The organism is Stutzerimonas stutzeri (assembly GCF_024448895.1).
In the GTDB taxonomy this organism is placed as follows: Bacteria; Pseudomonadota; Gammaproteobacteria; order Pseudomonadales; family Pseudomonadaceae; genus Stutzerimonas; species Stutzerimonas stutzeri_Q.
Genome location: NZ_JAMOIC010000003.1, coordinates 1 through 23,261, shown reverse-complemented (window position 1 = coordinate 23,261; position 23,261 = coordinate 1). Strand labels below are relative to the sequence as shown.

Here is a 23,261-nt window from a genome sequence, read left to right as displayed (position 1 = left end):
CGTCACGCGTCCGCGGTCGGGTGCACGGCAGTAAAGAACACTTCTTTGCCGGCGGATGAGCCACATTGCAGCCGTCAGCGCAGCGGCCGAACGATTTTTTTTGCGGTGGATGGATAGCCTGATGAATAACAAGAAAACACCTGGCCTTGGCCGCTCACGCGGTTTATTCCTGGCCGCAGCCTGTCTGCTGTTCCCCTCGACTGCCACGCACGCGGCCGAAACCCTGAGCCTGCTGAACTGGGAGGAATATCTCAGCGAGGCGGTCATCGAGCGTTGGGAAGCCGAGACAGGGGTCAAGATCCAACAGGTCTACTTCGACAGTGGCGACAAGCGCGATGAAGTGCTGGCCAAGCCAGACCACCAGATCGATATTTCGCTGACCGAGCTGATCAGCGCCAACCGCTTCGGCGAGCGTGGCCTGCTCGAACCCATCGACTTCAAGGCGCTGCCCAATCTCAAGCATGTTTCCGAGCGCTGGCGTAACAGCTGCGGCGCCCACGCCATCCCTTACCTCTGGGGCACCCTCGGCATCGCCTACCGCACCGACCGGATGCCAGTCGCGCCGCAATCCTGGGCCGATCTGCTGCAGCCTACCCGCAGTGACGAGCCGCACATCATCATGATGGAGGATCACGAAGACATCCTGGCTGGCCCGCTGCTGTATCGCCAGCACTCGATCAACACCTCAAGCAACGAGGATCTGAAAGCCGCCTTCGATATGTTGACCGCGCAATCCAGTGCGGTGCTGACCTACGAATATGCGATCACCTCCCTGCGTAGCCAGCGCTACCTGGACAAGGCCGACATGGCCCTTGCCTACAGCGGTGATCAGCAGGTGCTCAATGAAGTCGAAGGCGTGGAAGGCGAGCCGTGGCGCTATGTGGTGCCCAAGGAAGGCACGCTGCTCTGGGTCGACTGCCTCTCCGTTCCGGCCAAGGGCAGCAAGAAGGAATTGGCTTACCGCTTCCTTAACTTCATCAGCGATCCGCAGATCGCTGCACTGAACGCAACCGACCTGGGCGTCGCCACGCCGAATGCCGCCGCCCGAGCTTTGCAGCCCGCGGAGATCAGCGAAGACCCGACCATCTACCCGACCGAAGCGGTGCTGCAGAACAGCCAGATCTACGAGCCGCGCCCCATGCAGTCAACACAGACGCGGCGGCGCATCATCAGCGCCCTGATCAACTCCCATGACGCTCGGTAAACGCGCACTGCTGGTGATCTTTCCGGTCATCCTGATCGTCCAGTTGCTTGCCGCCACCACCGCCTACGTGACCCAGCGCGCCTCGCTGCTGGGCCTGGAGCAGGCGCGCCTCGAACAACAGCTGTCGGCGCTCAAATCCGCCTATCTGGATTACGAGTCGTTCAACCGAAGCGTGCTGTATTCGATCATCGATAGCGATGCCCTGCTGCTGTTCCTACGTGAATCGAACACCGGCTATCGCAACGAAACGCTCGGCCTGCGCATCCAGCAGAGCATTCGCTCGTTGTCCACCACCCGCCTGTCGTTCGTCTCATTCGCCATCGTCGAACCCGCGGGCGAGGTGGCGTACTACTTCGAAAGCAGCCTGTCGCCCTTCGCCAGCATGAATGCCACTCAGCAGCAGATCGTCCGCGAAGCCAAGCTGGCCACCGAAACCCGCGAGATGACCTACGTGGAGAATGCGGAGGGCGGACCACTGTTGGTGGATACCGATTTCATCATGCCGGCTTCGGCCACCCGGCCGTTGCCCAGCCAGCGGGCTGATTCGTTCACGTTGCAGCTGGCCGTGCGCCCGGATCAGTTCATCGCACTGAAGACGCGCCTCGAGGCCGAGTACGGCGCAGCGATGGAGATCGCTCCACAGCTGGGGGCGGCGCCGTCGGGCCTGTCGGCCGAAGTCGAACTGTCATCTTCGATGAAGGCCCGGCTGACGCCGCCATCGGAGTACATTGCCGAGCGGCTGCGCACCTTGAGCCTTGCCTTTCTCATCGGTGGCTCGCTGATCTGCGTGCTGACCATCGCACTGCTGATGCTCTTGCTCCGCCGCTATATCACCGACCCCATCAGCCACCTCGACAGCCAGCTTACGGACCTCTTGCTGTGCAAGCGCGAAGCGCTGGACGAGCCCACCGACGGCGGCGAGATCGGCCGGCTGACGCTGAACATGAAGACCCTGCACGAGCGCAACACTGAGGCCCTGCAGCGCATTCAGGAGATCTCCTGGACCGACAGCCTGACCCACATTAGCAACCGCGCGCACTTCGCCATGCTGGCCTCGGCGATGCACGACAAATGTCAGCAAAGCGGTCAACAACTGGCGCTGCTGTTCATTGACCTGGACAACTTCAAGCAGGTCAACGACCAGCATGGGCATGACGCCGGTGACGCGCTGCTGCGGATATTCGCGCTGCGCGCCCAGGGCGCACTTGATCGCCACCGTGAAACCCGCCCGAATACGGAAACGGCCCTGGCGCGCCTGTCGGGGGACGAGTTCGCGGTATTGCTCATGTCCGAACCCGCGAACGACGGCTTGCGCGAGCTGACTGACGCCCTGCTCGGCCTTTGCCGCGGTGGCTTCCGGATGGACGACCGCCTCTATCAGGTCAGCGTAAGCATCGGCACCGCGTGCTACCCCAGCGATGCGGACTCCTTCACGCAACTGCTTACCCGCGCCGACACCGCCATGTACCAGGCCAAAGCCGAGGGCAAGAATGCCGCGGTGGCGTTTTCTGCGGAGCTGGAGCGGCGCGACCGGCGCATTCGGCTAATCGAAGAGCAGCTGCGCGCACTGGATGGCGACGACCAACTCCGCCTGGTGTACATGCCGGCAGTTGATCGCGAGGGCGCGGTGGTGAGTTGTGAGGTGCTGCTGCGCTGGCATTCGCCGGTGCTGGGCACGGTGTCACCAGGCGAATTCATTCCCATCGCCGAGCGCGCCGGGCTGTTTCCGAAGATCGACAGCTGGGTGATCGACCGCGCGCTGGCCGGTTATCCGGACCTGGTGACGCTGTTCGGCGAGCGGGTGATCCTGGCGATCAACGTATCCTCCGCGCAGCTGACCGATGACCGCCTGTGCAACTACCTCATCGAGCGCGCGGCGCATTACGGCATCTGCCCCACCCGCATCGAGATCGAGCTGACCGAGACCTATGCCGCCGAGCTGAGCAGCAACACCATGGAAGTCGTACGCACCATTCGCATGGCAGGCTTCCGCGTGGCCATCGACGATTTTGGAGTTGGCTACACCTCGATCCAGCAGCTGCTGGAGTATCCGGCCGACACCATCAAACTGGACATGGCCATCGTCGAACGTCTGACCCGCCCCGAGATGCAGCAGAGCCTGAGCGCCATCGTCGCGTTCTGCCATGCGCAGGGCAAACGGGTCAACGCCGAGGGTGTGGACACACTGGAAAAGCAGTCGGCGCTGCTGCAAGCCGGCTGTGATCTGTTCCAGGGCTATCTGATTTCGCCGCCACGATCGGTCAGCGCGCTCACCGACTGGGTCGCGGTCCGCAATCGCGCGCAGGCCGATCCGCGGCTCGACCTGATGCCGAGCCGCGCGCTGCCCGCGGAAGGCTGAGGGCTCGCGCCCTCAGATCGAGTCTTCTTCCGCTGCCCCGGCAGGGTTCTCGCGGGTCGGCATGCCCAGCATTTCCGGCAGCACCTCACGCTCGAATACGCCATGCAGGCGGCGCAGCTCCTTCATCGGATCGGGGTGATGATCGACCCGGATGTCCCACAAGGGATATTCCTCGCGGTCAACGACGTAGATGGTCGCCGACGACTCGCCGTGGCGGTCGCCGCCCAGCGCGTCGCCCGCCACCAGGGCTTCCATCAGGCGCTCGACGAGCGGCAGAAAGCGCGTGCAGTTGAGCGCATCGACCACGGCTTCCAGCACGTTGCGGCCGGTCAGCCGGTTGCCCTGCACGCAGAAACCATCACCTTCGATACAGCCGGACCAGGGCAGGCACTGATCGCCGGTCCAGCAAGCGGTGCGCCCCTGCGCGTCGATCACCGCGACTTGGCGTTGAGACATGCAGGGATCGGTCGCCTTCAGGCGCTCGATCACCTGCCCTGCCTCGCAACCTTCACGTAACAGAGCCAGCCCGTCGATGCCGAGGTAAGGATTAATACGCGCCTGGGTGGCGACCGCACCGACACCCGCGGCCGCATGGGTCAGCAGCTTGCCCACCGCCGGCATGGCCGTGGCGGCGGCGATCCCGAATTGGCCGGTTCGCGGGCATCGCGCAATGATGGAGAAGGTCATGGTCTGTCCTATGAACGTATAGCGGTTTGGGCCCAGCGGCCGCGTGATCGTTCCACGTGTGCATTTATCGGCGCGTGCGTCGCTCCAGCGTAAACATCCATCCGTTGGCTACAACGCCACTCCAGCACCTCCCAAAACAACAACGCCCAACACCCTGTAGCCGCGAATTTATTCGCCAACCAATGCCAAGCAGGCGAATAAATTCGCCTCTACAGGACGTGCTCAAGCGCAACCACTTATTCCGTGCTTAATGGCTCACCGAACCCAAAGACACCCGCGCCCTTGTAGGGGCGAATTTATTCGCCCGCGACCAATGACCAATGAATTCGTCCCGCGCAGCCCTGCATGCCGGCCTATCCCTCGTCGGCTTCCTGCTCCTTTTCGCCCAGGCGGCGATAGAGCGTGCGCCGGCCAATGCCGAGCAGCGCGGCGGCGCGGCGTTTGTTGCCTTCGACGCGCTCCAGCACGTGCTGGATGTAGCGCATCTCCAGCTCGTCAAGCGTGGGCAGCAGCGGGCCATCGATCATCAGCCCAAGCAATTCATCGGCTTTGCCTTCCTGCGGGCTGTCCTGATAGCTGGCGATGCGCGTCGGCAGATGCTCCAGTTCGATGCTGCGGCCGTGGCAGAAGGTCACCGCGCGCTCCATGGCGTTCTGCAGTTCACGCACGTTGCCGGGAAAGGGATAGCGCCGAAGCTGCTCGAGTGCCGCTTGCGACAAACCCCGCACGGGTCGCCCATCGCGCGCCGCGAAGTGGGCGACGAAACCGGCGGCGAGCAACTCCCGGTCCTCCTCGCGATCGCGTAACGGCGGTACTTGCAGAATGAAGGTCTCGAGACGGAAGAACAGGTCTTCGCGAAACGACTCGCGCCCGGCTGCGGTTTCCAGCGGGCGATTGCTGGCAGCGATGATGCGAACATCGACACTCAGTTCGCGCTCGCCCCCAACCGGTCGAATGGTGCCTTCCTGCAACACACGCAAGAGCTTGGCCTGCAGCGGCAATGGCATTTCGCCGATCTCGTCGAGAAACAGGGTGCCGCCGTCCGCCTGCTGGAACAGGCCCTTGTGCGCACGGTTGGCGCCGGTAAAGGCGCCAGCAGCATGGCCGAAGAACTCGCTTTCGAGCAGTTCGGCTGGAAGTCCGGCGCAGTTGATCGCCAGAAAGGGCCGCTGCGCGCGTTCGCTTTCGGCATGCACCGCGCGTGCAACCAGTTCCTTGCCGGTGCCGCTCTCGCCGATTACCAGTACCGGACCGGCCGCACGGGCCAGCTGACGGATCTGGTCGAACAGGCTGCGCATGACGCGACTGCGCCCGAGCATGCCGTGGAAACGATCATCGCTGAGCAGTTGCTGAAAACGCCGCACCTCGTCACGCAGATGGCGGGTTTCCAGAGCGCGCGATACAGCGAGGCCCAGATGATCGAGGTCCAGCGGCTTGGTCAGGAATTCATCAGCGCCTTCCTTCAATGCCGCGACCGCCTGCTGGATGCTGCCGAACGCGGTGATCACCAGAAACGCCGGCGCGGCCTGCATGCCTTTGACGCGACGCAGCAGCGCCATGCCGTCAGCGCCCGGTAGTCGCAAATCGCTGACCACCAGGTCCGGCTCATAACTGTCGAGCAACGGGACGGCCTCTTCGGCGCTGGCCACGGATCGCACCTCCAGTGCGCGGTCCTCAAGCTCTTCCACCAGTAACTGGCGCAGGCCGTCATCGTCCTCTACCACCAGAACTCGCTGGCGCGTGCTCTCATCCGTTTGCATTGCCTTCCTCCTCATCGGCCAGCGCCAGGGAAATACGAAACGCCGCGCCACCCAGCCGGCTCTCGACCAGATCAATCCGGCCCCCACATTCGGCCACTACGCCGTGCACCACAGCCAGGCCTAGGCCGCTGCCTTTACCGACTGGTTTGGTGGTGAAGAAGGGTTCGAACAGGGCGGCACGGTGCTCTTCGGCTACACCGGCACCATCGTCCTCGACCTGAAACAGCAGGCAGTCATCCTCTCGCCACCAGCGCAACAGCACCTGGCCGCCGGGACTGGCCTGGGCGGCATTGCGCAGCAGATTGGTCAGCGCCTGCTCGAAACGTGGCGGGTCAACTTCACAATACAGCGGCTCGGTTGGCGCCTCGAGCTGCAGCTCGACGTTCAGCGCAGCCAGTTCGTCGGCCACAGCGGCGGCGGACGAATGGGCCAGCACGTCGGCCGGCATGCGTCGCGGCGGACGCCCTGCAGCACGCCCGAAGTCCAGCAGCTGGCGGACGATTTCACTCAAGCGCTGGACCTGACTGCGGATCTGCAACAGGCCCTTGCGCTGGCCATCCTCCAGTGTCTCGCTGCGCAGGACGCGCTGAGCCTTGCCATCGATCACGCTGAGCGGGCTGCCCAGCTCGTGGGCGACGCCGGCGGCGAGTCTTCCCACCGCCGCAAGCTGCTGGGAACGCCGCAGGCGCGCTTCAAGCTCGGCCTCACGGGCTTTCTGTTCGGCCATTCGCTGTTCGGCATCAGCAATGCTGTCGAGCATCTGATTAAGCGCCCGGCCGAGCACCGCGATTTCCTGGGGACCGCTGCGTGGCGCGCGGTGCTGACGCTCCCCCGCGGCCACCCGCGCCATGCTCTGCGTCAGGTCCTGCAGATGTCGGCCGATGGCCGCCCAGTGCCCGAGCAGGACGATGCACACCGACGCCAGCGCTAGCACCGCGGCGGAGATACCAGCGATCATCCGCAGCTGACGCGTATCGCGTTCGAAATCATTCCAGCGGCGGGTCACCTGCAACAGCCCATTGATGCGCCCGCCGCTCTGCTCCAGCGGCAGAAAGTAGGAATAGACCTCGCGCCCGCGAATGCGCTGATAGCCACCACGGCGCTTGCCGTCGGCAGTCAATCGCTGAATGGACGACTGATCCTGATCCGGCTCGATGGCTCCGGCGAAAGCCACGAGCTCGCCCTGATCATCGTAGAGGTAGGCGCCGTAGACTCGCCCGACGCCGAGCACTGATTCAAGGACCTGCTGCGAAGTACGGTCGTGCTGCTTTTCCAGGCTGTCGCTGAGCGGCAGCCGAACGGCGCGGGCCACCAATTCGACCTCCTCCTGCAGGCGCCTCTCGCTGTTGCGCTCGACCGTCCACAACAGCAGATAACTAAAGCCGAGCATGATCGCCACAAGGGGGATTACCACCTTCAGCAGTAACGCGCCGCGTAACGTCGAAGTTCTTTGCCAAACTGCTACATGTGCCATTCTGGCACCATACAGAAGGAAGGATTGACCGTCGACTGGAGCGAGACCGGCGGTCATTTTCCTTACTGATCAACTACTTACAAAATCCGCCAGAAATGGCATGGCTGATGCAATGTCCTGATCGTCTTTTCAAACTCAGGATGAATACACATGACCAAGCTCAATACTCGCTTCGTATCCGCCAGCCTGTTCGCCCTGTTCATGGCCGCCGGCAGCTCGCAGGTTGTGGCGCAGCAAGCCGCTCAGCCGCAGGCACCGCAAGCCGCACCGGCGATGCAAGCCTCGGACATCAGCGACAAGAAGCTTGAGAAATTTGCCGACTCCCTGGGTGAAATCATGGAGATCCGCCAGGACTTCACCGCCAAGCTGGAGAAGACCGGCGATCCGTCCGAAGCCCAGCAGCTGCAGCAGCAGGCTAATGAGAAAATGATGAATACGGTCGAAGAAAATGACCTGAGCATCGAGGAATACAACGCCATCAACCAGGCGGTGCAGAGCGATCCTCAGCTGCGTGACAAGGTCATCTCGATGATCCAGAGCTAACGCTCGCCGATACGCAAAAGCCCCGTTCATGACGGGGCTTTTTTATATCTGCAGCACAGTGATTGCTCAGTTACCGCGTTGCGCCAGGCCCTTGAGGAAATTGCGCAATAGCTGATCGCCGCAGGCCCGGTAGTTGCTGTGCCCGGCCTTGCGGAACAGTGCATTGAGCTCTGGCTTGGATACCGGAAAGTCCACTGATTTGAGGATTTCGTGCATGTCGTCTTCCTTCAGCTCGAAGGCGACTCGCAGCTTTTTCAACACGATGTTGTTGTTGATCGGCAGCTCTATCGGCGGCGTCGGCCTGCTGTCGTCCTTGCCTCGCTTGTAGATCACCAGGCCATCGAGGAAATGCGCCATGATCCGGTCACCACAGGGCTTGTACCCTTCCTCGTCTTCTTTCTTCAGATAGGCAACCGCCTCGTCATCGGGAATCTCGCAACCGGTAAGGCGAGTGATCTCGGCGATCTTGGCGTCACTGACATTGAGGATGTAGCGCAGGCTGCGCATCACATCGTTGTTGAGCATGGATGTTCCTTACTTCGTCGAGGAGCGAGAGCGGCGCCACACCTCAAATTGTTGATACGTTGCCGGGCCGGCATGACGCAGCAGCGCCGCCGGCCCGAAAGGGCTGCGAGTATAGAGGATCGACCGGGCTTCCAGAGCATTGCCGTCGATGCCGCGCTCGCCGGCCTTACTGGGGCAGCTCCACGCTGACCTTGATGGCCGAGTACCAGGCCGTCACGAGGGCGATGTCCTCGTCGCTCAGTCCGGCGGCGATTACCGACATCTGCGGATGCTTGCGCTCACCACTGCGAAACGCCTTGAGCTGCCGGGCCAGATACAGCTCGCCGTTGCCGGCCAGATTTGGTGCATCGGCCACCTTGCTCAGGCCATCGATCCCGTGACAGGCCGCGCACATCTTGGCCTTGGCTTTCCCGGCCGCGAGGTCAGCGCGAACCTCTGTGGCAAAGAGCAACGACAGCAGAATGAGCCAGTGCATCACCATTTTGCGACGACGATTAACAGACATGTTCAGCCCCCTTGGACAACGTTGCCCGGTTCACAAGAGCCGGGCCACCTCATGGCACTGTGTCAGTTCGCATCGGCACTGTAGGAGATTCGGTAGATCGCCCCAGCGGTGTCGTCGCTGACCAGTAGGGAACCGTCCTTGAGCTGCGCAACGTCGACGATACGGCCGTAGTATTCACCGGTCTCCTTGTCCAGCCAGCCCTCTGCGAATGGCACGGTTTCCCCTGACGGCGCGCTGCCGTCGGCGGCGAAAGGCGTGAACATCACCCGCGCACCAGCCGGCTCGGTCCGATTCCAGCTGCCGCGCTGAGCGCTGAACAGCCCGCCGCGGTACTGCTCGGGGAACATCTTGCCGGTATAAAAGGTGAGGCCCATGTCAGCTGCGTGAGCGACGGTTTCGATCACCGGGAACGTCAGTCCCTCGGGCGGGGTTTCCTCGGCGTACTCCTTGGTGCGCACTTGGCCACCGCCGTACCAGGGCATGCCGAACGTCATGCCGGCCTTCGGTGCATGGTTGATCTCGCCCGGTGGAATGTCATCACCCATGCCATCCACCTGGTTGTCGGTAAACCAAAGCTCTTTGCTGGTCGGGTTGTAGGTGATACCCACCGAGTTGCGCACGCCGGTCGCGTAGACCTCGCGTTTGCTGCCGTCGCGCTCCATGCGCACGATGCCGCCGATACCGTGCTTGCTGTAGAGATCGAGCTTGTCCTTAGGCGGCACGTTGTGCGGTTGCCCCAGGGACACGGTGAGTTTGTTGTCCGGCCCTACGGCACAGACCCGGGCACCGTGGTTGTAGCTTTCTTCGTCGGTCGGAATCAGCTCGCCGGTGGGCACCACGATGTCCGCTGCGACATCCGGTCCTTCATAAAAGAACTCCGCGGCCGGGAAGACCAACACGCGGTTGTGTTCGGCAACGAAGAGAAAGCCGTCCTGACTGAAGCATGGGCCTGGCTGGGTAAAGGAGATCGCCGGAGCGAAACGCTTGACCTCGTCCGCCTTGCGATTTTTGGTGCGGTCGGTGACGGCCCAGAGGTCGGTCTTGCGCGTGCCGACGAACACCACGCCGCTGGATGGCCCGACCGCCATGTGCCGGGCATCGGGCACCACCGCATAAAGTTCGATCTTGAAGCCGTCCGGCAACTCGATTCGCGCAAGGTTGGCGCGTATCGCGTCGGCGATTTCGCCGGTCTGGGGAATGGTCGCCATCTCGAGCGACTGACCGGTGGTCTTCATAGAGCGCATACGTTCCAGGGCTTCGTCGCTGGTGGGCGCGGCAAGCGCGACCCCAGACATACAGATCAGCAATGCACTCAAGGCAAAAGGAGCAGATTTCATAGCGCATCTACCTCATCGGGGTCGTCCCGACAGACGATCGTTATTGTTGTTGTGCTCAGCGCCCCTCCCGCCGCAGGCCGAGCCGATACGACAGGCATAGGAAAACCGAGAACTCGATCACAGCGTAGCGGCAATCCGCGCCTTTACCAGATATCCGCACGCGCCTCTATCTATCCGCTCTTGGCAGAAGCATCGACCGGTACGCAGTAATCAGTTAGCCATCACCGAAACAATCTGTTTCAATTTGTTTCACCACTTTGTAGGCAGGCTTCCGACATCGACACGCTGAGGATTGACCATGAAGAAAGCTATATTGGCTGCAGGCGCTCTTACCGCCTGCATGAACGCCTGGGCTGTGACGCCTGGTACTCACTGGGAATATTTCGGCGCGGCCGGACCTGAAAACTGGGCGAAGCTCACGCCCGAATTTCATTCTTGCGGCGGGCAGAATCAGTCGCCGGTCAATCTGGACGGTTTCATCGAAGCCGAGCTCGCACCGCTTAAAGTGGACTATGCAGCCGGTGCGAGCGAGGCGGCCAATAATGGTCATACCGTGCAGGTGAGCTACGAGCCGGGCAGTACCCTCGAGCTGGACGGAACGTCATTTCAGTTAATCCAGTTTCACTTCCACATGCCAAGCGAGAATCAGATCAAGGGCCGCTCCTATCCGCTCGAAGGTCACCTTGTCCATGCTGACGAGAAAGGCAACCTGGCGGTCGTGGCAGTAATGTTCGAGGAAGGCGAGCGGAACGCCATGCTTGCTAATCTCTGGGGCACGCCGCCCGTCGAAGGCCAGAAACAGCCGATATCACCGCGCCAGAACATCCGCGACATGCTGCCAGCCGATCTTGATTACTACCGTTTCAATGGTTCACTCACCACTCCGCCCTGCTCCGAAGGCGTTCGCTGGTTGGTGCTCAAGCAGCCCGTCGTGGCGTCGCACGAGCAGATCGAGGCACTGACCAAGGCTGTCGGCCATGCCAATAACCGCCCCCTGCAACCGCTGAACGCTCGGGTGGTCCTGCAATAACGCGTCATTCGCGTCAATCGGCCTTCGCCTCGTCGGGGGCCGCTTCTGGCAGTCTTTAGGGCCCATGACAGCCCGCCCTGCCGCCGCTACACTTCGCGCCCGCGAACCTCCGGGTTCAGCGCCTGCTCACCCACCTCTGCCGGGGCCACCGGCCAGGACTCGTCATGATTCGCATCAACGAACTGCAACTTCCTCTGGACCATCCCGCCGAGGCCTTGCGCCAAGCCGTCATCACGCGCCTGAAGATCAGCGATACCGAGCTGATCGACTTCACGGTGTTCAAGCGCAGCTATGACGCGCGCAAGAAGAACAGCGAGATCACCTTCGTTTACATCATCGACGCCAGCGTGGCGGCCGAGACAAAGGTGCTCGAGCGCTTGGCGGACGACCGCAACATCCGCGTCTCGCCGGACACCGGCTATTACCCGGTCGGCCAGGCGCCCGAGGGGTTGAGCGAACGACCGCTGGTGATCGGCTTTGGTCCGTGCGGGCTGTTCGCTGCGCTGACCCTGGCGCAGATGGGCTTCAGGCCGATCGTGCTGGAACGTGGTCGCGATGTGCGCAGCCGCACCAAGGACACCTGGGCGTTGTGGCGCAAGAAGGTGCTGAGCCCCGAGTCCAACGTGCAGTTCGGTGAGGGCGGCGCTGGGCTGTTCTCCGACGGCAAACTTTACAGCCAGATCAAGGACCCGAAGTTCTACGGTCGCAAGGTGATGCACGAGTTCGTCCGTGCCGGCGCGCCGGAAGAGATCATGTTCGTCAGCAAGCCGCACATCGGCACCTTCCGCCTGACCGGCGTGGTTTCGACCATGCGCGAGGAGATCAAGGCGCTGGGCGGCGAGGTGCGGTTCGACAGCCGTGTGGTCGACTTCATTATCGAGGATGGCCGCATCCAGGGCGTGCGCATGGCAGACGGCGAAGAACTGCGCAGTCGCTACGTGGTACTTGCCCTCGGGCACAGCTCTCGCGATACCTTCCGCGTGCTGCACGAACGTGGCGTCTATATCGAGGCCAAGCCCTTCGCGGTGGGCTTCCGGATAGAACATCCGCAGTCGCTGATCGACCAGGCCCGCCTGGGCAAGTACGCCGGGCATCCGGAGCTGGGTGCGGCTGACTACAAACTCGTTTACCACGCCAAGAATGGCCGTGCGGTGTACAGCTTCTGCATGTGCCCGGGCGGCACCGTGGTTGCGGCGACCTCGGAACCAGGGCGCGTGGTCACCAACGGCATGAGCCAGTACTCACGCAATGAGCGCAATGCCAACGCTGGCATCGTGGTCGGCATCAACCCGGACGAAGACTTCCCTGGCGGTCCGCTGGCCGGCGTCGAGTTGCAGGAGCAGCTGGAGTCGCGCGCCTTCGAACTGGGGGGTAGCGATTACTGCGCGCCGGGGCAGCTGGTGGGTGACTTCATTCGCGGTCGCGCTTCTAGCGAGTTCGGTGAGGTCGAGCCGTCCTACAAGCCTGGTGTGCGCCTCGGCGACTTGGCGCCGTCGTTGCCCGACTACGTGATCGAGGCCATCCGCGAAGCGCTACCGGCATTCGGCAAGCAGATCCGCGGTTTCGACCGCGCCGACGCGATTCTCACCGGAATCGAAACGCGCACCTCATCGCCGGTGCGGATCAAGCGCGACAATGACAACCTGCAGAGCATCAACACCCGCGGCCTGTACCCGGCCGGTGAGGGCGCCGGTTACGCCGGGGGGATTCTCTCGGCGGGCGTCGATGGCATCAAGGTCGCCGAAGCGGTCGCAACCGCCATGCTGGCCGATCTGCAGGGCTGACCCTCATCCAGGGCGGACGCGCTGATGCCGTCCGTCTGTATTTGCTGATCCGAGCGGAAACAGGTGCAGAGGGCTTACCCCAGCCACCGTGGGCCTTTCGGCAGCCTTCGCGACGGCTGCGCCGCTCGATTGATGGTGACCTTTTTCAAGCTAGCTGGGGTCGACACCCTTACGTGGCTGCACCCGATGTAGCCGACCCTCATTCCACATCCGCGCAAGCGGACCGGAGCAGGAGGTCAGGTGGTCAAGGCAGCGAAGATTCTAGGTAGTGTGCTGGCAGTTGTGCTGTTGTTGCTCGTCGGCGCGGCGATGCTGGTACAGACGCAATGGGCGCGGGAGAAGCTTGAAGAACAGCTAAGCCAGCGCATGGACGGGCGCGGGGTGGAAATCGGTAATCTTGATATCGACTGGGGCTGGCCTCTTGGCATTCGCCTCAGCGACGTCAAGATTGAGAACCCGGCGTGGGCCGAAAACCCCTACATGCTCGAGCTCGATGCGCTTCAGATGCGACTCGATCCCGGCGAGCTGATGACCGGCAGCCTGGGCGTTGAGCTGCTCGGGCTTGAGGAACTGCGGGTTGATCTTAGTCGACGCGCTGACGGCCGCTCCAACTGGGAGCCGTTGATGAACGAAGACAGCCCAGAGAACAGCGAGCCGCCGATCCAGCCGGACAGAATCCGAATCAGCGACGGCCAGCTCACCTATAGCGACGCCGAGTTCGATGCGGAGCTGACACTCGAGATCACAACCACCGAAGCAGGCTCCGGCGAGCGCCAGCTGTCAGTCGAAGGTCGAGGCAATGTGCAGGGCAAACCACTGACGTTGACCCTGACAGGCGCGCCACCCTCCGAGGCACTGACCTCTGACGCGCCCTATGCAGTAATGCTCGACGCCCAGCTGGGGGAGATCCGTGCACGCTTCGATGGCGAGGCTGCACAGCTGCCAAATATGGATAAGTTGACGGGATCGGTAACGCTGAGCGCCCCGGAATCAGCCGAGCTGATCTCCTTCGAGCACCCCGCCATTGACGTTCCAGCATTCGAGTTCAACGCTCAATTGCAACGCGACGGCCAACGCTGGGCGCTACAGGATGTCGAGTTACAATCCGGCGAAAGTCAGCTCGAGGGTTCACTAGTCTTCGAACAAGGCGAAACACCCGAACTGACGGCCAATCTGCACGGTAATCAACTCGACCTTAACCGCTGGGGCGTGATGCGCTTGCTCGAGACGGACCAGGACGAATCGAATACACCCCGCGACGAGGAGTCGCAATCCCTGCAGGAACGCATCAGCCAAGTTTTGAAACCACTGCGCCGCTACCGGGGCGAAGTGGACGTCAGCCTCGAGCAGCTTCGCTACGGCGACGCCGAGCTGAGCGAGCTGGTGCTCAAAGGAGCATTAGCGGATCAGCAGCTGCAGATTGAACAGCTGTACGCCGAACAGGGTGACCGCGCGATCAACGTAACCGGTGCCCTTGATCTGAAACAGGACTCCCTGAGCGGAGATCTCGACGCCGATTTCGATCAGCTGGACCTCGGCCGGGCGCTGGGCCCCCTGGGTTATGAAACCCTTGGCACGTTGGACGGCGAACTTCATGGCCGTCTAGGGCAGGAAGAAGCCCGAGTGAGTGATACACAGCTGCGCTACGACGCACCGGCGCAGGATCTATGGATCGAGCTGGAGGCCAAATCCACAGAATCGGGGCTGGAGCTGGAAGGAAATGCCGAGCGCAATGAGATTCCGCTGCAGTTCGAGCTGAGCCTCGGCCCACTGCTGAAATTCTTTGACGAGCAGCCTAATCCGGTCGAAGGCACCCTGACTTCGCGGGAGAGCCGGCTCCATGTCGACGGCACCGTCACCGAGCCGCTTGAGCTCAAGGCAGCCGACATACAGGCGTCGCTCGAAGGTCCCAACCCGGCAACCCTGAATCCGCTGACGGGTCTGGACCTTCCCCCGCTCGCCGCTTACCAGCAGAGCGGCCGGCTGACTTGGGAGGAAGAGCAGCTGCGTTTACAGAACATCAAGGCACAGTGGGGCGAGAGCGATCTGAGCGGCGATGTTCGCCTTAGCCTTAGCGGCCGTCCGATGCTCTGGGCGAATCTGCACTCCAACAGGCTAGACACCGAAGATCTGAAAGCGCCCGGTACGCATACCGATCCCACTGATGACCAGGTGTTTTCGGACGAGCCTATCGGCCTTGACGCCTTGCGTGACCGTGACGCCATCATCCGGTACGAAGCGGAAAAGGTGAATACCGAAAGTTTCCCCCTCAATGGCGTCGACCTGAAAGCCGAGCTGGACGACAACGTTCTGCTGGTCGAACCGCTGAAGCTCAATATCGGAAAGGGCCGGGCAGACGGTCGGCTACGAATCGATGTGGGCCAATCGCAGCCCGCTGGCGAGCTGCGATTGGCTATTGAGAGCGTCAATCTTTCCCCAGTGCTGCGTGACGCCAATCTGTCGCAGGTGGCGGACGATTCCTCCGGCACTCTCGGCGGCAGGCTGGACCTGGCGTTCGAGGGGGAATCACTCGGCGAGATGGCGGCCGACCTCGAAGGCAAGATGGAGCTGGCCATGTCCGGCGGCAAACTCGATATGTTGGCCGTTGAGCTACTCGGCCTCGACGCTGGCGAAGCCGCCATCGCGGCACTGGCTGATTCAAAGAAGGTGGAGATGAACTGCGGCTATCTGCGCTTCGCCTCGACTCGCGGTATTGCGGAGCTGGAGCAGCTGTACATCAACACCACCGATAGCAACATCACTGGAGGGGGCGAGATCGATCTGGACAGCGAGGGCATGGACCTTGCGTTCGAAACCCGCGCCAAGGATTTCAGCCTGCTATCGGCCAACTCACCCGTGCAACTCAAAGGCACGCTGAGCAACCCGCAGGTCAGTGTAGTGACCGATCAGCTGGTCGCCCGCACGCTGGCCAGCGTGGCAGGGGCCCTGATCGCCCCGCCGCTGGCTATCCTGCCTTGGGTCGAAACTGGGCTCGGAGAAGGCGCCGGCGCAGGCTGTCGCAAGGCGCTCGACGAATTCGAGCGCGGCGGCGGAAGTTGAGGCGCCGCGGGGGCAGCTTAGCGGTGCCCTGCCATGATGCGTGTGACCACACCTTCGTCCCGCAGCCGCTCGAAGGCGGCCTGGGTGCGCAGTACGATCTCGTCTTCGGTCTGCCGGTTATAGGCCATGTACAGCTGCGTTGATGTGTTTGGCGTGAAAACACGCTGGACTTCCCCAGGATCAAGGCCCGCCTCTTTGCACAGCGCGAGGATGTCGCGTTCAGGCATGGGCACGAGATCGACCTGGCCGTTGAGCAGCCGCTTGAAGTTGTCACTGTTGTGCGCCGTCACCACTATCTTGGAGAAGCCGTTGGCCTCCAGATATTGATGTCGCACATCGTCGCGCAACACGCCGATCCGATAGGCTTTTGCAGACTCCAGATCGGCGACCTGGATATCGTCCCGCTCGCGAAGTTTGTAGAAGTGATAGTCGATGCGCAGAATCTCACCGACCCAGCGAAACAGCGCTTCGCGCTCAGACGTGCGCGCGATGAGATACACCAGCACGCCGGGCTCCTGCAGCGCCATGTCATAAGCGCGAGCCCAGGGGTACATGCCGATCTGATAGCCATCCAGCCCCGCGCGTTGCAAGGTCGCCTCGACCACTTCGGTCGCCGGGCCACCGACCTTGCCGTCATGGAGATAGCTGTAGGCGGTCTCTTCGGTCACTACCCGAACCGGATCGGCATGCGCCACCGTGCCGAGCAAAACGAGGGGGAAAGCGATCCAGGCAATCGGGTGCATCATTCGATCCTCGCTAGTCGGAAATGCAATTGCGGCCCTGCGTTTTGGCCCGATAAAGGGCTTCATCCGCACGTCGCAACAGTTGGTCGAATTGATCCACGGTCTCGGGATCGAACCCGCTCAGCCCGACACTCAGCGTGACGTAGGGCGAGACGGCCGAGGCCTCGTGCGGGACTTCACGCTCGGCCAGCCGTTGTTGCAGACGCACGGCTGAGCGGTGAGCGGACTCGGCATCGACGCCCGGCAGCAGCACGACGAACTCCTCGCCGCCAAGCCGAGCAACCACCTCGCCCGCGCGTGCGAACACGCTCTTGAGCGTATCGGCGACCGCCTTCAGGCATGCGTCACCCTGGGCATGGCCGTAGTGATCGTTGTAACGCTTGAAGAAATCCACATCGCACATCAGCACCGTCAGCGGCTGGCCGAGGCGCAGCGCGCGACGGAATTCGACTTCCTTGATCTCGTCGAAGTGGCGGCGGTTGGCCAACCCAGTGAGCGGGTCGCTGCGTGACAGTTCTTCCAGCAACACGTTGGCCGCGCGCAACTCGGTGGTGCGCTCTTCCACCAGTTCGGCCAGGCGATCGCGGTGAGCAGCCAGGGCCAGTTCGTCCTGATGCTGTCGCTCGAGATAGGCGGAGAGCTTCGCCTGCAAGCTGTTGACGCCGGACTCCAACAGGCTCAGCTCGTCACGCCGCTTCACAGATCGGCCAAGGCGCAGGGTCTGGTCGAGATTCTCTGGCGCCAGCGCGGTGAGGTGCCGGGCGATTCGCCGAACGTGCAGGGTCACGGTGCTGTTGAACATCCACATGATAAGCCCGGCCAGCAGAAGCGATTGAATGACCTGAGTGATGACTATTTCGGTGATTTCATCGACGAGGCGCTCCCAAAGCAGCCCTTCGTGACCGTCCAGCCTGAGATGGCCCACTGTTTCCCGGGCGCCCGCGTAGGCTTCGTACGTCAGAGGATGCTGCAACACGGGCGCACGGTGCTGGGCCTGCTGCTGCGCCCGTTGACGCTCAATGACCTCCGGCGCACGTCCGGCTCGGATGATCTGCAATTCCACCCGGCCTACCGGCGCTGCGCTGGCCACGCTGTCGAGCTGGGTTTCCAGGGCATCGCTGTCCATTTCCCAGATGGCCTTGGCCAGGTTGTTCTGGAACACCTGATCGATCAGCACCAGTTCGGCATTCATGGCCTTGAGGCTGTCGTGCCAGGCCAACCAGGTGCGCAAGCCGGCGCTCGCCAGGGTGAACAGCAGGCAGAAGCCCAACGTGGCAAGCACCAGCCGGCGGCCTAGCGAGCCGGTCTGGCGGCGCTGCGTTGTGGCGACTACGGCGTTCGGAATGCTGGCGTTCATTTAAGCCAACGGGCGGCGATGGCGTCATATCGACCGTCGGCGCGCACTCGGGCGAGCCCTTGGCGGAAGCGCTCGACAACTTCGTCCGGGGTGTTGCGGCTGAAGGCCATGCACAGGCCGTTGGCGCCACCGAGATCGTCCAGATTCAGCTGAGAAACGGCATTCTCCTTTGGATTACCGCTGGCTTCTCGCACCAGATAGTGGGCGTTTAGCTCGTTGGATATCCAAAGGTCCACACGTCCGGCCTTGAGCTTTTCGTAGTTGTGCTCGTACTTGTTGCTTGACTGCAGGTTACGGCCGATGGCGAAGCCTTTATCGATCAGGTACTGCTCGCCAACATCTTCTTTCACGGTAGCAATCTGATATTTACGCGCGTCGTCTAGGCTTTTCAGGTCGAACTGAGTGCCGGGAAGCGAAAACAGTGACCAGCGCGTTGGTGCGATGACGCCGACCCACTTGAACAACGCTTCGCGCTGCGGGGTACGGGCGATGGAATAGATCAGGACGTTTTCCGAGTTGAGCGCGATGTCATAGGCGCGGGCCCAGGGCATCGATTGTATGCGAGCCTCCTCGCCCACCTCCGCCAGCACCGCCTCCACTACCTCAGTTCCCATACCCGTCAGCTTGCCGTCGACGGTCATGTTGTATGGAGGGAGTTCTTCGGTAACGACCGTAACGCCGCTCGCCGCCTGGGCGGGCTGAAAACAGAACAGCCCTGCAATCAGAGTGAGAGCAAGCGTCACACGGCGGAACGAGGGTCGATTCATCAGGTGACCTCTGGGATGATTATCGTCCGGCATGCGACATTAGCTTGCCACCATAATGGCATCATTCGTTTGGCAATCGAGCCTTACTTTAGTCGGCACCGGGCTCGTTCCCTTGAACACAGTTGCGAGCTCAACGAAGACCGCCGACGAACGGAAACGAGCTGCGCTTTTGTGCGGCGAAGCAACCGACTGCGCCCTGATGCAGATACGCCCGAGCGGGCATGGCGTGCGCGGAACGCACCATGCCGGCATGGTCGCGGATCAGACCATTTCCACGAACGTGCGCGCGGTTTCGATGGCGCCCGGCAACGACTTTAGCAGCTCGTTTCGATCCATGTTGTCGGTCAACGGGCCCTTGACGGACTCAAGAGCCAAATCGATATCCCCGCCGTGATCCTCAAGCGCCTGCGTCAACGCCACGCTTTGCGCGATCACATACGGCAACGTGCTGCCGTTGGGTGCTTGCAACGGTCGAGCCTGGTACGCGATAGCTTCCTGCAGCACCTGTGGCAACTGCCAGCGACGCGCCAGTTCAGCACCTACTTCCGGATAACCAAAGCCCAACTGCAGGGTTTCGTTGGCCGCACGGGTCGGGCCGGAGGTTGCGCCGCCGCCGAGACAATCAGCCAGCTGAGGCGCGCCGGTTTGGATAAGCAGTTCGCCGATGTCATGCAACATGCCGCATGTGAACGCCGTTTCGACATCAGCGCCCACCCGCTTGGCCAGCAGCCTGCAGATGCTGGCTACCAGGAAACTGTGGTACCAGAACGCCTTGAGATTGAAATCGGTGTGCGATTTGAATGCTGAGGTGAATGCAGACGCCAGCACCAGTGTTCGCAGGGTATTGAAGCCCAGACGCAGGGCCGCATCTTCAATGCTGGTAGATTCGCGCGCACCGCGAAAACGAGCCGAGTTCGCCAGGCGCAGCACCCGGGCAGAGATCACCGGATCGCAGGCAATGTTGCGCGCCACGGACTCGACGGACGTGTTGGGATTATCGAATTGCAGGATCAGGTCCTGGGCGACCTTGGGTACGTTGGGAAGCTGATGAAGGTTGGCAAACAGATCGTCGAGTTGCATGAGCGCGGCTCCAGAGGGAATGACGTCTCCTACACATCGGGTTACAAACAGTTTTCTGAAGCCTCAGCAGACAGCCGGTCATGGATTCACCCGCACTCATCGGAACACCATCCAAGACAATGCCTGCGTCATGACAGATCTGAGCGCCACCGAACTCCCTGCGCGGACAGGGTATAGGCGGCGGCGTGACCGCGATGAGGGACTACGACATCGAACGCGCCTGCAGCCCGCGCCTCAGCTCACCGGGATATGCAGTGGCGGACGCCAAACTTTCTCAACGATTACGGACACACTGACCGGCACCTTCGACGTGAACAACCTGCTCGACCGCAAATCCGTTTTGCGAGTTGGCAGCGTCGGCACCTTCAAGGCCCGCGCTGAGGACTACACGCCCAACGCCGAGAATCGCCAGCGCCTTCCGGGCCTCGAATCACCGCCATCGGGCGGTGCCGATGAATTTCTGGCCTTTATCGAGCATGAACTCAAACTGCTGATCGCCAAGCTCTACACTGTCGAGGTTCGACGGCAGGCCCTGTTCGGCCATTCCTACTGCGGCCTGTTTACCCTCTACACCCTGCTCACCAAGTCACAGGCGTTCCAGGGGTGTGGCCGCCAGTCCGTTGATCTGGTGGTACAAGGCCTAAGTCGAACGCACGCTCGAAGCGTTCGAACGGCAGCTCGTAGACCAGCCTGTCGCCGCGCGCATGGTCGGCATTGCCCAGCCTATGGTCGACCGTCTGCAGCGGCTTTTCAGCCACGCTCTGCACAGCGAATTCCAGTTGTTCCGGGAGCCAACCACGGCACCAACGCCGCACACAGCTCCATCGTGGCACTGGCCCTGGCAGCTGCCATCCCGCGATCAGGACGAGTGAGGATGGCGAAAGCGACGAGAACCGACCGGTCAGCCGGCTAGGGCCAGCGCAAGCAAATGCCCGGTGCTAGAGTCGACGCTGCCTTTTCCATCACTGGAGACATCATGCGTCCTCTTTTCAATGCCCTGCTGCTGGCCCTGCCACTCTCGCTCTCGTCACTGGCGTTTGCCGCCGAATCGCCTGCCGGCCGCTGGCAGACCATCGACGACGAAACCGGCAAGCCCAGGTCCATCGTCGAAATCCAGCAGGCCGCTGACGGCACGCTAAGCGGCAAGGTCGCCGAAATCCTGAAATCGGATCACGGACCGAACCCGGTCTGCAGCGAATGCGACGGCGAGCGCAAGGATCAGCCCATCACCGGCATGACCATTCTTTGGGACCTCAAGCCGGACGGCGAGCAGGCTTGGAGCGACGGCACCATCCTCGACCCGGCCAAGGGCAAGACCTACCGCGCCAAGGCCAAGCTGGTCGAAGGCGGCGAGAAGCTGGAGGTCCGCGGCTACATCGGCATCGAGGCGCTGGGCCGCACGCAGAACTGGATTCGCCAGTAACGCCGACGCACATCGGGAATGCCGGGAGGCACGGCTGCCGGACTGCACGGAAGGGTAAGGACGGGGTCGAACCCTGCATGCCCATTCCTGACAAGCGCATCTTGCGCTCAACCTGGTATCGCCGCGCTCTCTGCGTGACGATGCTCTTTACCCTCAGCCCGCTGGCAACCGCGGACAGCGGACTGGCGACCGTGCTCGAGGAGGCCGAGCGGCTGGCCCCGCTGGAAACGCTGATCATCGCCCAACATGGCAAAGTGATCGCCGAGCGCGGTTACCGTGGCCATCGCACGACCCAGCCGAGCAACATCAAATCCGCGTCCAAATCGGTGATTTCCGCACTGGTCGGCATCGCCATCGACAAGGGCGTCATCAAGAGCGTCGACCAGCCCATTGCGGAGCTTCTGCCAGCCGACCTGCCCGGCAAGCCCGATCCGCGTCTGCATCAGGTGACGATTGGCAACTTGCTGACCATGCAGGCCGGGCTCGGATCAACCTCCGGGCGCAACTACGGCGCCTGGGTGGCGAGTCGCAACTGGGTTCGTGCGGCACTGGCGCGACCGTTCGAGGCCGACCCCGGAACGGCGATGATCTACTCCACCGGGTCCAGTCACCTGCTCTCGGCGATCCTCACCCGCCGCACAGGGAAATCCACATTGCAGCTTGCGCGGCAGTGGCTGGCGCCGCTCGACGGCTTCGCCATCAGCGCCTGGACGCGCGACCCGCAAGGTATCTATCTGGGCGGCAACGAGATGGCAATGACGCCGCGCTCGCTGCTGGCCTTCGGCGAGCTCTACCGCCGCGCTGGGCTCACGGCCTCGGGCGAACGGCTGCTCTCGCAGGACTGGATAGAAGCGTCCTGGACGCCCCGCACCCGCTCGCGATACACCGGTCACGACTACGGCTATGGTTGGTTCATCACCGAGCTGAGCGGAGAAGCGGTGCGCTATGGCTGGGGCTACGGCGGGCAGATGGTCTACGTGGTGCCGAGCCTAAAGATGACGGTGGTAATGACCTCCAACACCCGACAACCCTCCAGCGGCGCCATGGGGCATCGCGACGCGCTGCACCGACTGCTCGGCGACATAATCGACGTACTGCACGGACGTAAACAGATATCTTAAGCGAACACCAATCGTAGTAGCGCTGGATCGATATCGAACAGGTCGCCATTCGTAAATGCAGAGGCCTTGGATATATAGCCCCTTCCTGTGCATACAACTTCCGAAGCGCCTCATCAACATCAGCTGCTACTGCTTGCTCGATATAGGTACTGCAGCGCAGCATATCGAAGTTAAAGAGCAGCTATACCAGGCTAAACGAAGCACTAGCGCTGCGAGCTTCGTTAGTAACGCTGGCATGCGATTCGGTTGCCGCCTGCAGCCTCCCGCTTATCACTTCCACCAAACACCGTGCAAAAGAGACTGGGTGTTGGATGCCTTGCTTAGGTCAGTCACAGGCGCTTACGGCGCAGATGCTGCGTTGTCCAGGACTCTTAGCCGAGACGGTATCAACTGCGAACTTCCCAGCACATCTCTTGCGGCTGCTGGCTGAGTTCAGCGATTCCGCTTGCCTAGCTACCCAGCAGACTAACCCTAATCTCAGGGCGGATTGAGAAGCGCGAAT

The 23,261-nt window shown here is 62.1% G+C and carries 19 protein-coding genes; 9 read left to right on the top strand and 10 right to left on the bottom strand.

What is annotated here, in order from left to right:
- Positions 1-118: 118 nt before the first annotated feature.
- Together NA619_RS04100 and NA619_RS04095 are read left to right on the top strand one after the other, a co-directional pair.
- Complete coding sequence (locus NA619_RS04100) at positions 119-1,204, top strand: ABC transporter substrate-binding protein (RefSeq protein WP_423836801.1); 1,086 nt, start codon at positions 119-121, stop codon at positions 1,202-1,204.
- Complete coding sequence (locus NA619_RS04095) at positions 1,191-3,563, top strand: EAL domain-containing protein (protein WP_255960204.1); 2,373 nt, start codon at positions 1,191-1,193, stop codon at positions 3,561-3,563. Before NA619_RS04100 ends, NA619_RS04095 begins: the two co-directional genes overlap by 14 nt.
- A 12-nt stretch (positions 3,564-3,575) precedes the next feature.
- On the opposite strand, the gene NA619_RS04090 is transcribed toward NA619_RS04095, so the two are convergent.
- The 3 genes from NA619_RS04090 to NA619_RS04080 form a co-directional block, all read right to left on the bottom strand.
- The gene (locus NA619_RS04090) at positions 3,576-4,250 is read right to left on the bottom strand and encodes a DUF1028 domain-containing protein (protein ID WP_255960202.1); all 675 of its coding nucleotides are present in this window, start codon (positions 4,248-4,250) and stop codon (positions 3,576-3,578) included.
- Between the two features lie 353 nt (positions 4,251-4,603).
- Positions 4,604-6,010 (bottom strand): sigma-54-dependent transcriptional regulator, encoded by a 1,407-nt coding sequence (locus NA619_RS04085; protein ID WP_255960200.1) that lies wholly within the window; start codon positions 6,008-6,010, stop codon positions 4,604-4,606.
- On the bottom strand, positions 5,997-7,484 hold the full coding sequence (locus NA619_RS04080) for a sensor histidine kinase (protein ID WP_255960198.1): 1,488 nt from the start codon (positions 7,482-7,484) through the stop codon (positions 5,997-5,999). The genes NA619_RS04085 and NA619_RS04080 overlap by 14 nt, the downstream gene beginning before the upstream one ends.
- Before the next feature lie 150 nt (positions 7,485-7,634).
- On the opposite strand from NA619_RS04080, the gene NA619_RS04075 reads away from it, so the two are divergent.
- A complete protein-coding gene (locus NA619_RS04075; RefSeq protein WP_255960196.1) occupies positions 7,635-8,027 on the top strand; it encodes a DUF4168 domain-containing protein in 393 nt (130 codons plus the stop codon).
- A gap of 66 nt (positions 8,028-8,093) precedes the next feature.
- On the opposite strand, the gene NA619_RS04070 is transcribed toward NA619_RS04075, so the two are convergent.
- The 3 genes from NA619_RS04070 to NA619_RS04060 all read right to left on the bottom strand — a co-directional run bounded on the left by NA619_RS04070 (position 8,094) and on the right by NA619_RS04060 (position 10,394).
- Positions 8,094-8,552, bottom strand: coding sequence for a DUF1456 family protein (locus NA619_RS04070; protein WP_255960194.1), 459 nt, complete (start codon positions 8,550-8,552; stop codon positions 8,094-8,096).
- A gap of 166 nt (positions 8,553-8,718) precedes the next feature.
- Complete coding sequence (locus NA619_RS04065; protein WP_255960192.1) at positions 8,719-9,057, bottom strand: c-type cytochrome; 339 nt, start codon at positions 9,055-9,057, stop codon at positions 8,719-8,721.
- 62 nt (positions 9,058-9,119) lie between these two features.
- Positions 9,120-10,394, bottom strand: a complete 1,275-nt coding sequence (locus tag NA619_RS04060; RefSeq protein ID WP_255960190.1) for a PQQ-dependent sugar dehydrogenase — start codon at positions 10,392-10,394, stop codon at positions 9,120-9,122.
- Between the two features lie 298 nt (positions 10,395-10,692).
- On the opposite strand from NA619_RS04060, the gene NA619_RS04055 reads away from it, so the two are divergent.
- From NA619_RS04055 to NA619_RS04045, 3 genes are all read left to right on the top strand, one after another.
- A complete protein-coding gene (locus NA619_RS04055; protein WP_255960188.1) occupies positions 10,693-11,424 on the top strand; it encodes a carbonic anhydrase in 732 nt (243 codons plus the stop codon).
- Positions 11,425-11,588: 164 nt separating this feature from the next.
- Entirely contained in the window at positions 11,589-13,208 is a 1,620-nt protein-coding gene (locus NA619_RS04050) for an NAD(P)/FAD-dependent oxidoreductase (protein ID WP_255960186.1), read from the top strand.
- A gap of 240 nt (positions 13,209-13,448) precedes the next feature.
- Positions 13,449-16,268 carry an AsmA family protein gene (locus NA619_RS04045; protein WP_255960184.1) on the top strand — a complete coding sequence of 940 codons (2,820 nt, stop codon included), beginning with the start codon at positions 13,449-13,451 and terminating at the stop codon, positions 16,266-16,268.
- A gap of 17 nt (positions 16,269-16,285) precedes the next feature.
- Here the strand turns inward: NA619_RS04045 and NA619_RS04040 are convergent, their stop codons facing one another.
- From NA619_RS04040 to NA619_RS04025, 4 genes are all read right to left on the bottom strand, one after another.
- A complete protein-coding gene (locus NA619_RS04040; protein WP_255960182.1) occupies positions 16,286-17,014 on the bottom strand; it encodes a substrate-binding periplasmic protein in 729 nt (242 codons plus the stop codon).
- A 10-nt stretch (positions 17,015-17,024) separates the two neighbouring features.
- Positions 17,025-18,368: a GGDEF domain-containing protein gene (locus tag NA619_RS04035; protein ID WP_255960180.1), complete on the bottom strand. Its 1,344-nt coding sequence runs from the start codon at positions 18,366-18,368 to the stop codon at positions 17,025-17,027.
- Positions 18,365-19,135, bottom strand: coding sequence for a substrate-binding periplasmic protein (locus NA619_RS04030; protein ID WP_255960178.1), 771 nt, complete (start codon positions 19,133-19,135; stop codon positions 18,365-18,367). Before NA619_RS04030 ends, NA619_RS04035 begins: the two co-directional genes overlap by 4 nt.
- 261 nt (positions 19,136-19,396) lie before the next feature.
- Positions 19,397-20,215, bottom strand: a complete 819-nt coding sequence (locus tag NA619_RS04025; RefSeq protein ID WP_255960176.1) for an HDOD domain-containing protein — start codon at positions 20,213-20,215, stop codon at positions 19,397-19,399.
- A 310-nt stretch (positions 20,216-20,525) separates the two neighbouring features.
- Here NA619_RS04025 and NA619_RS04020 point away from each other — a divergent pair, with 310 nt between their 5' ends.
- From NA619_RS04020 to NA619_RS04010, 3 genes are all read left to right on the top strand, one after another.
- A complete protein-coding gene (locus NA619_RS04020; protein WP_255960174.1) occupies positions 20,526-21,128 on the top strand; it encodes an alpha/beta hydrolase-fold protein in 603 nt (200 codons plus the stop codon).
- 63 nt (positions 21,129-21,191) lie between these two features.
- Positions 21,192-21,638, top strand: a complete 447-nt coding sequence (locus NA619_RS04015) for a DUF2147 domain-containing protein (protein WP_255960172.1) — start codon at positions 21,192-21,194, stop codon at positions 21,636-21,638.
- Between the two features lie 77 nt (positions 21,639-21,715).
- Positions 21,716-22,759 carry a serine hydrolase domain-containing protein gene (locus tag NA619_RS04010; protein WP_255960170.1) on the top strand — a complete coding sequence of 348 codons (1,044 nt, stop codon included), beginning with the start codon at positions 21,716-21,718 and terminating at the stop codon, positions 22,757-22,759.
- The last annotated feature ends 502 nt before the right edge of the window (positions 22,760-23,261 follow it).

Coding starts and splice junctions, on each gene's coding strand:
- NA619_RS04095 (WP_255960204.1), top strand. CDS start 1,191: ATGACGCTCGGTAAACGCGCACTGCTGGTGATCTTTCCGGTCATCCTG.
- NA619_RS04090 (WP_255960202.1), bottom strand. CDS start 4,250: ATGACCTTCTCCATCATTGCGCGATGCCCGCGAACCGGCCAATTCGGG.
- NA619_RS04085 (WP_255960200.1), bottom strand. CDS start 6,010: ATGCAAACGGATGAGAGCACGCGCCAGCGAGTTCTGGTGGTAGAGGAC.
- NA619_RS04080 (WP_255960198.1), bottom strand. CDS start 7,484: ATGGCACATGTAGCAGTTTGGCAAAGAACTTCGACGTTACGCGGCGCG.
- NA619_RS04075 (WP_255960196.1), top strand. CDS start 7,635: ATGACCAAGCTCAATACTCGCTTCGTATCCGCCAGCCTGTTCGCCCTG.
- NA619_RS04070 (WP_255960194.1), bottom strand. CDS start 8,552: ATGCTCAACAACGATGTGATGCGCAGCCTGCGCTACATCCTCAATGTC.
- NA619_RS04065 (WP_255960192.1), bottom strand. CDS start 9,057: ATGTCTGTTAATCGTCGTCGCAAAATGGTGATGCACTGGCTCATTCTG.
- NA619_RS04060 (WP_255960190.1), bottom strand. CDS start 10,394: ATGAAATCTGCTCCTTTTGCCTTGAGTGCATTGCTGATCTGTATGTCT.
- NA619_RS04055 (WP_255960188.1), top strand. CDS start 10,693: ATGAAGAAAGCTATATTGGCTGCAGGCGCTCTTACCGCCTGCATGAAC.
- NA619_RS04050 (WP_255960186.1), top strand. CDS start 11,589: ATGATTCGCATCAACGAACTGCAACTTCCTCTGGACCATCCCGCCGAG.
- NA619_RS04040 (WP_255960182.1), bottom strand. CDS start 17,014: ATGATGCACCCGATTGCCTGGATCGCTTTCCCCCTCGTTTTGCTCGGC.
- NA619_RS04035 (WP_255960180.1), bottom strand. CDS start 18,368: ATGAACGCCAGCATTCCGAACGCCGTAGTCGCCACAACGCAGCGCCGC.
- NA619_RS04030 (WP_255960178.1), bottom strand. CDS start 19,135: ATGAATCGACCCTCGTTCCGCCGTGTGACGCTTGCTCTCACTCTGATT.
- NA619_RS04025 (WP_255960176.1), bottom strand. CDS start 20,215: ATGCAACTCGACGATCTGTTTGCCAACCTTCATCAGCTTCCCAACGTA.
- NA619_RS04015 (WP_255960172.1), top strand. CDS start 21,192: ATGCGTCCTCTTTTCAATGCCCTGCTGCTGGCCCTGCCACTCTCGCTC.
- NA619_RS04010 (WP_255960170.1), top strand. CDS start 21,716: ATGCCCATTCCTGACAAGCGCATCTTGCGCTCAACCTGGTATCGCCGC.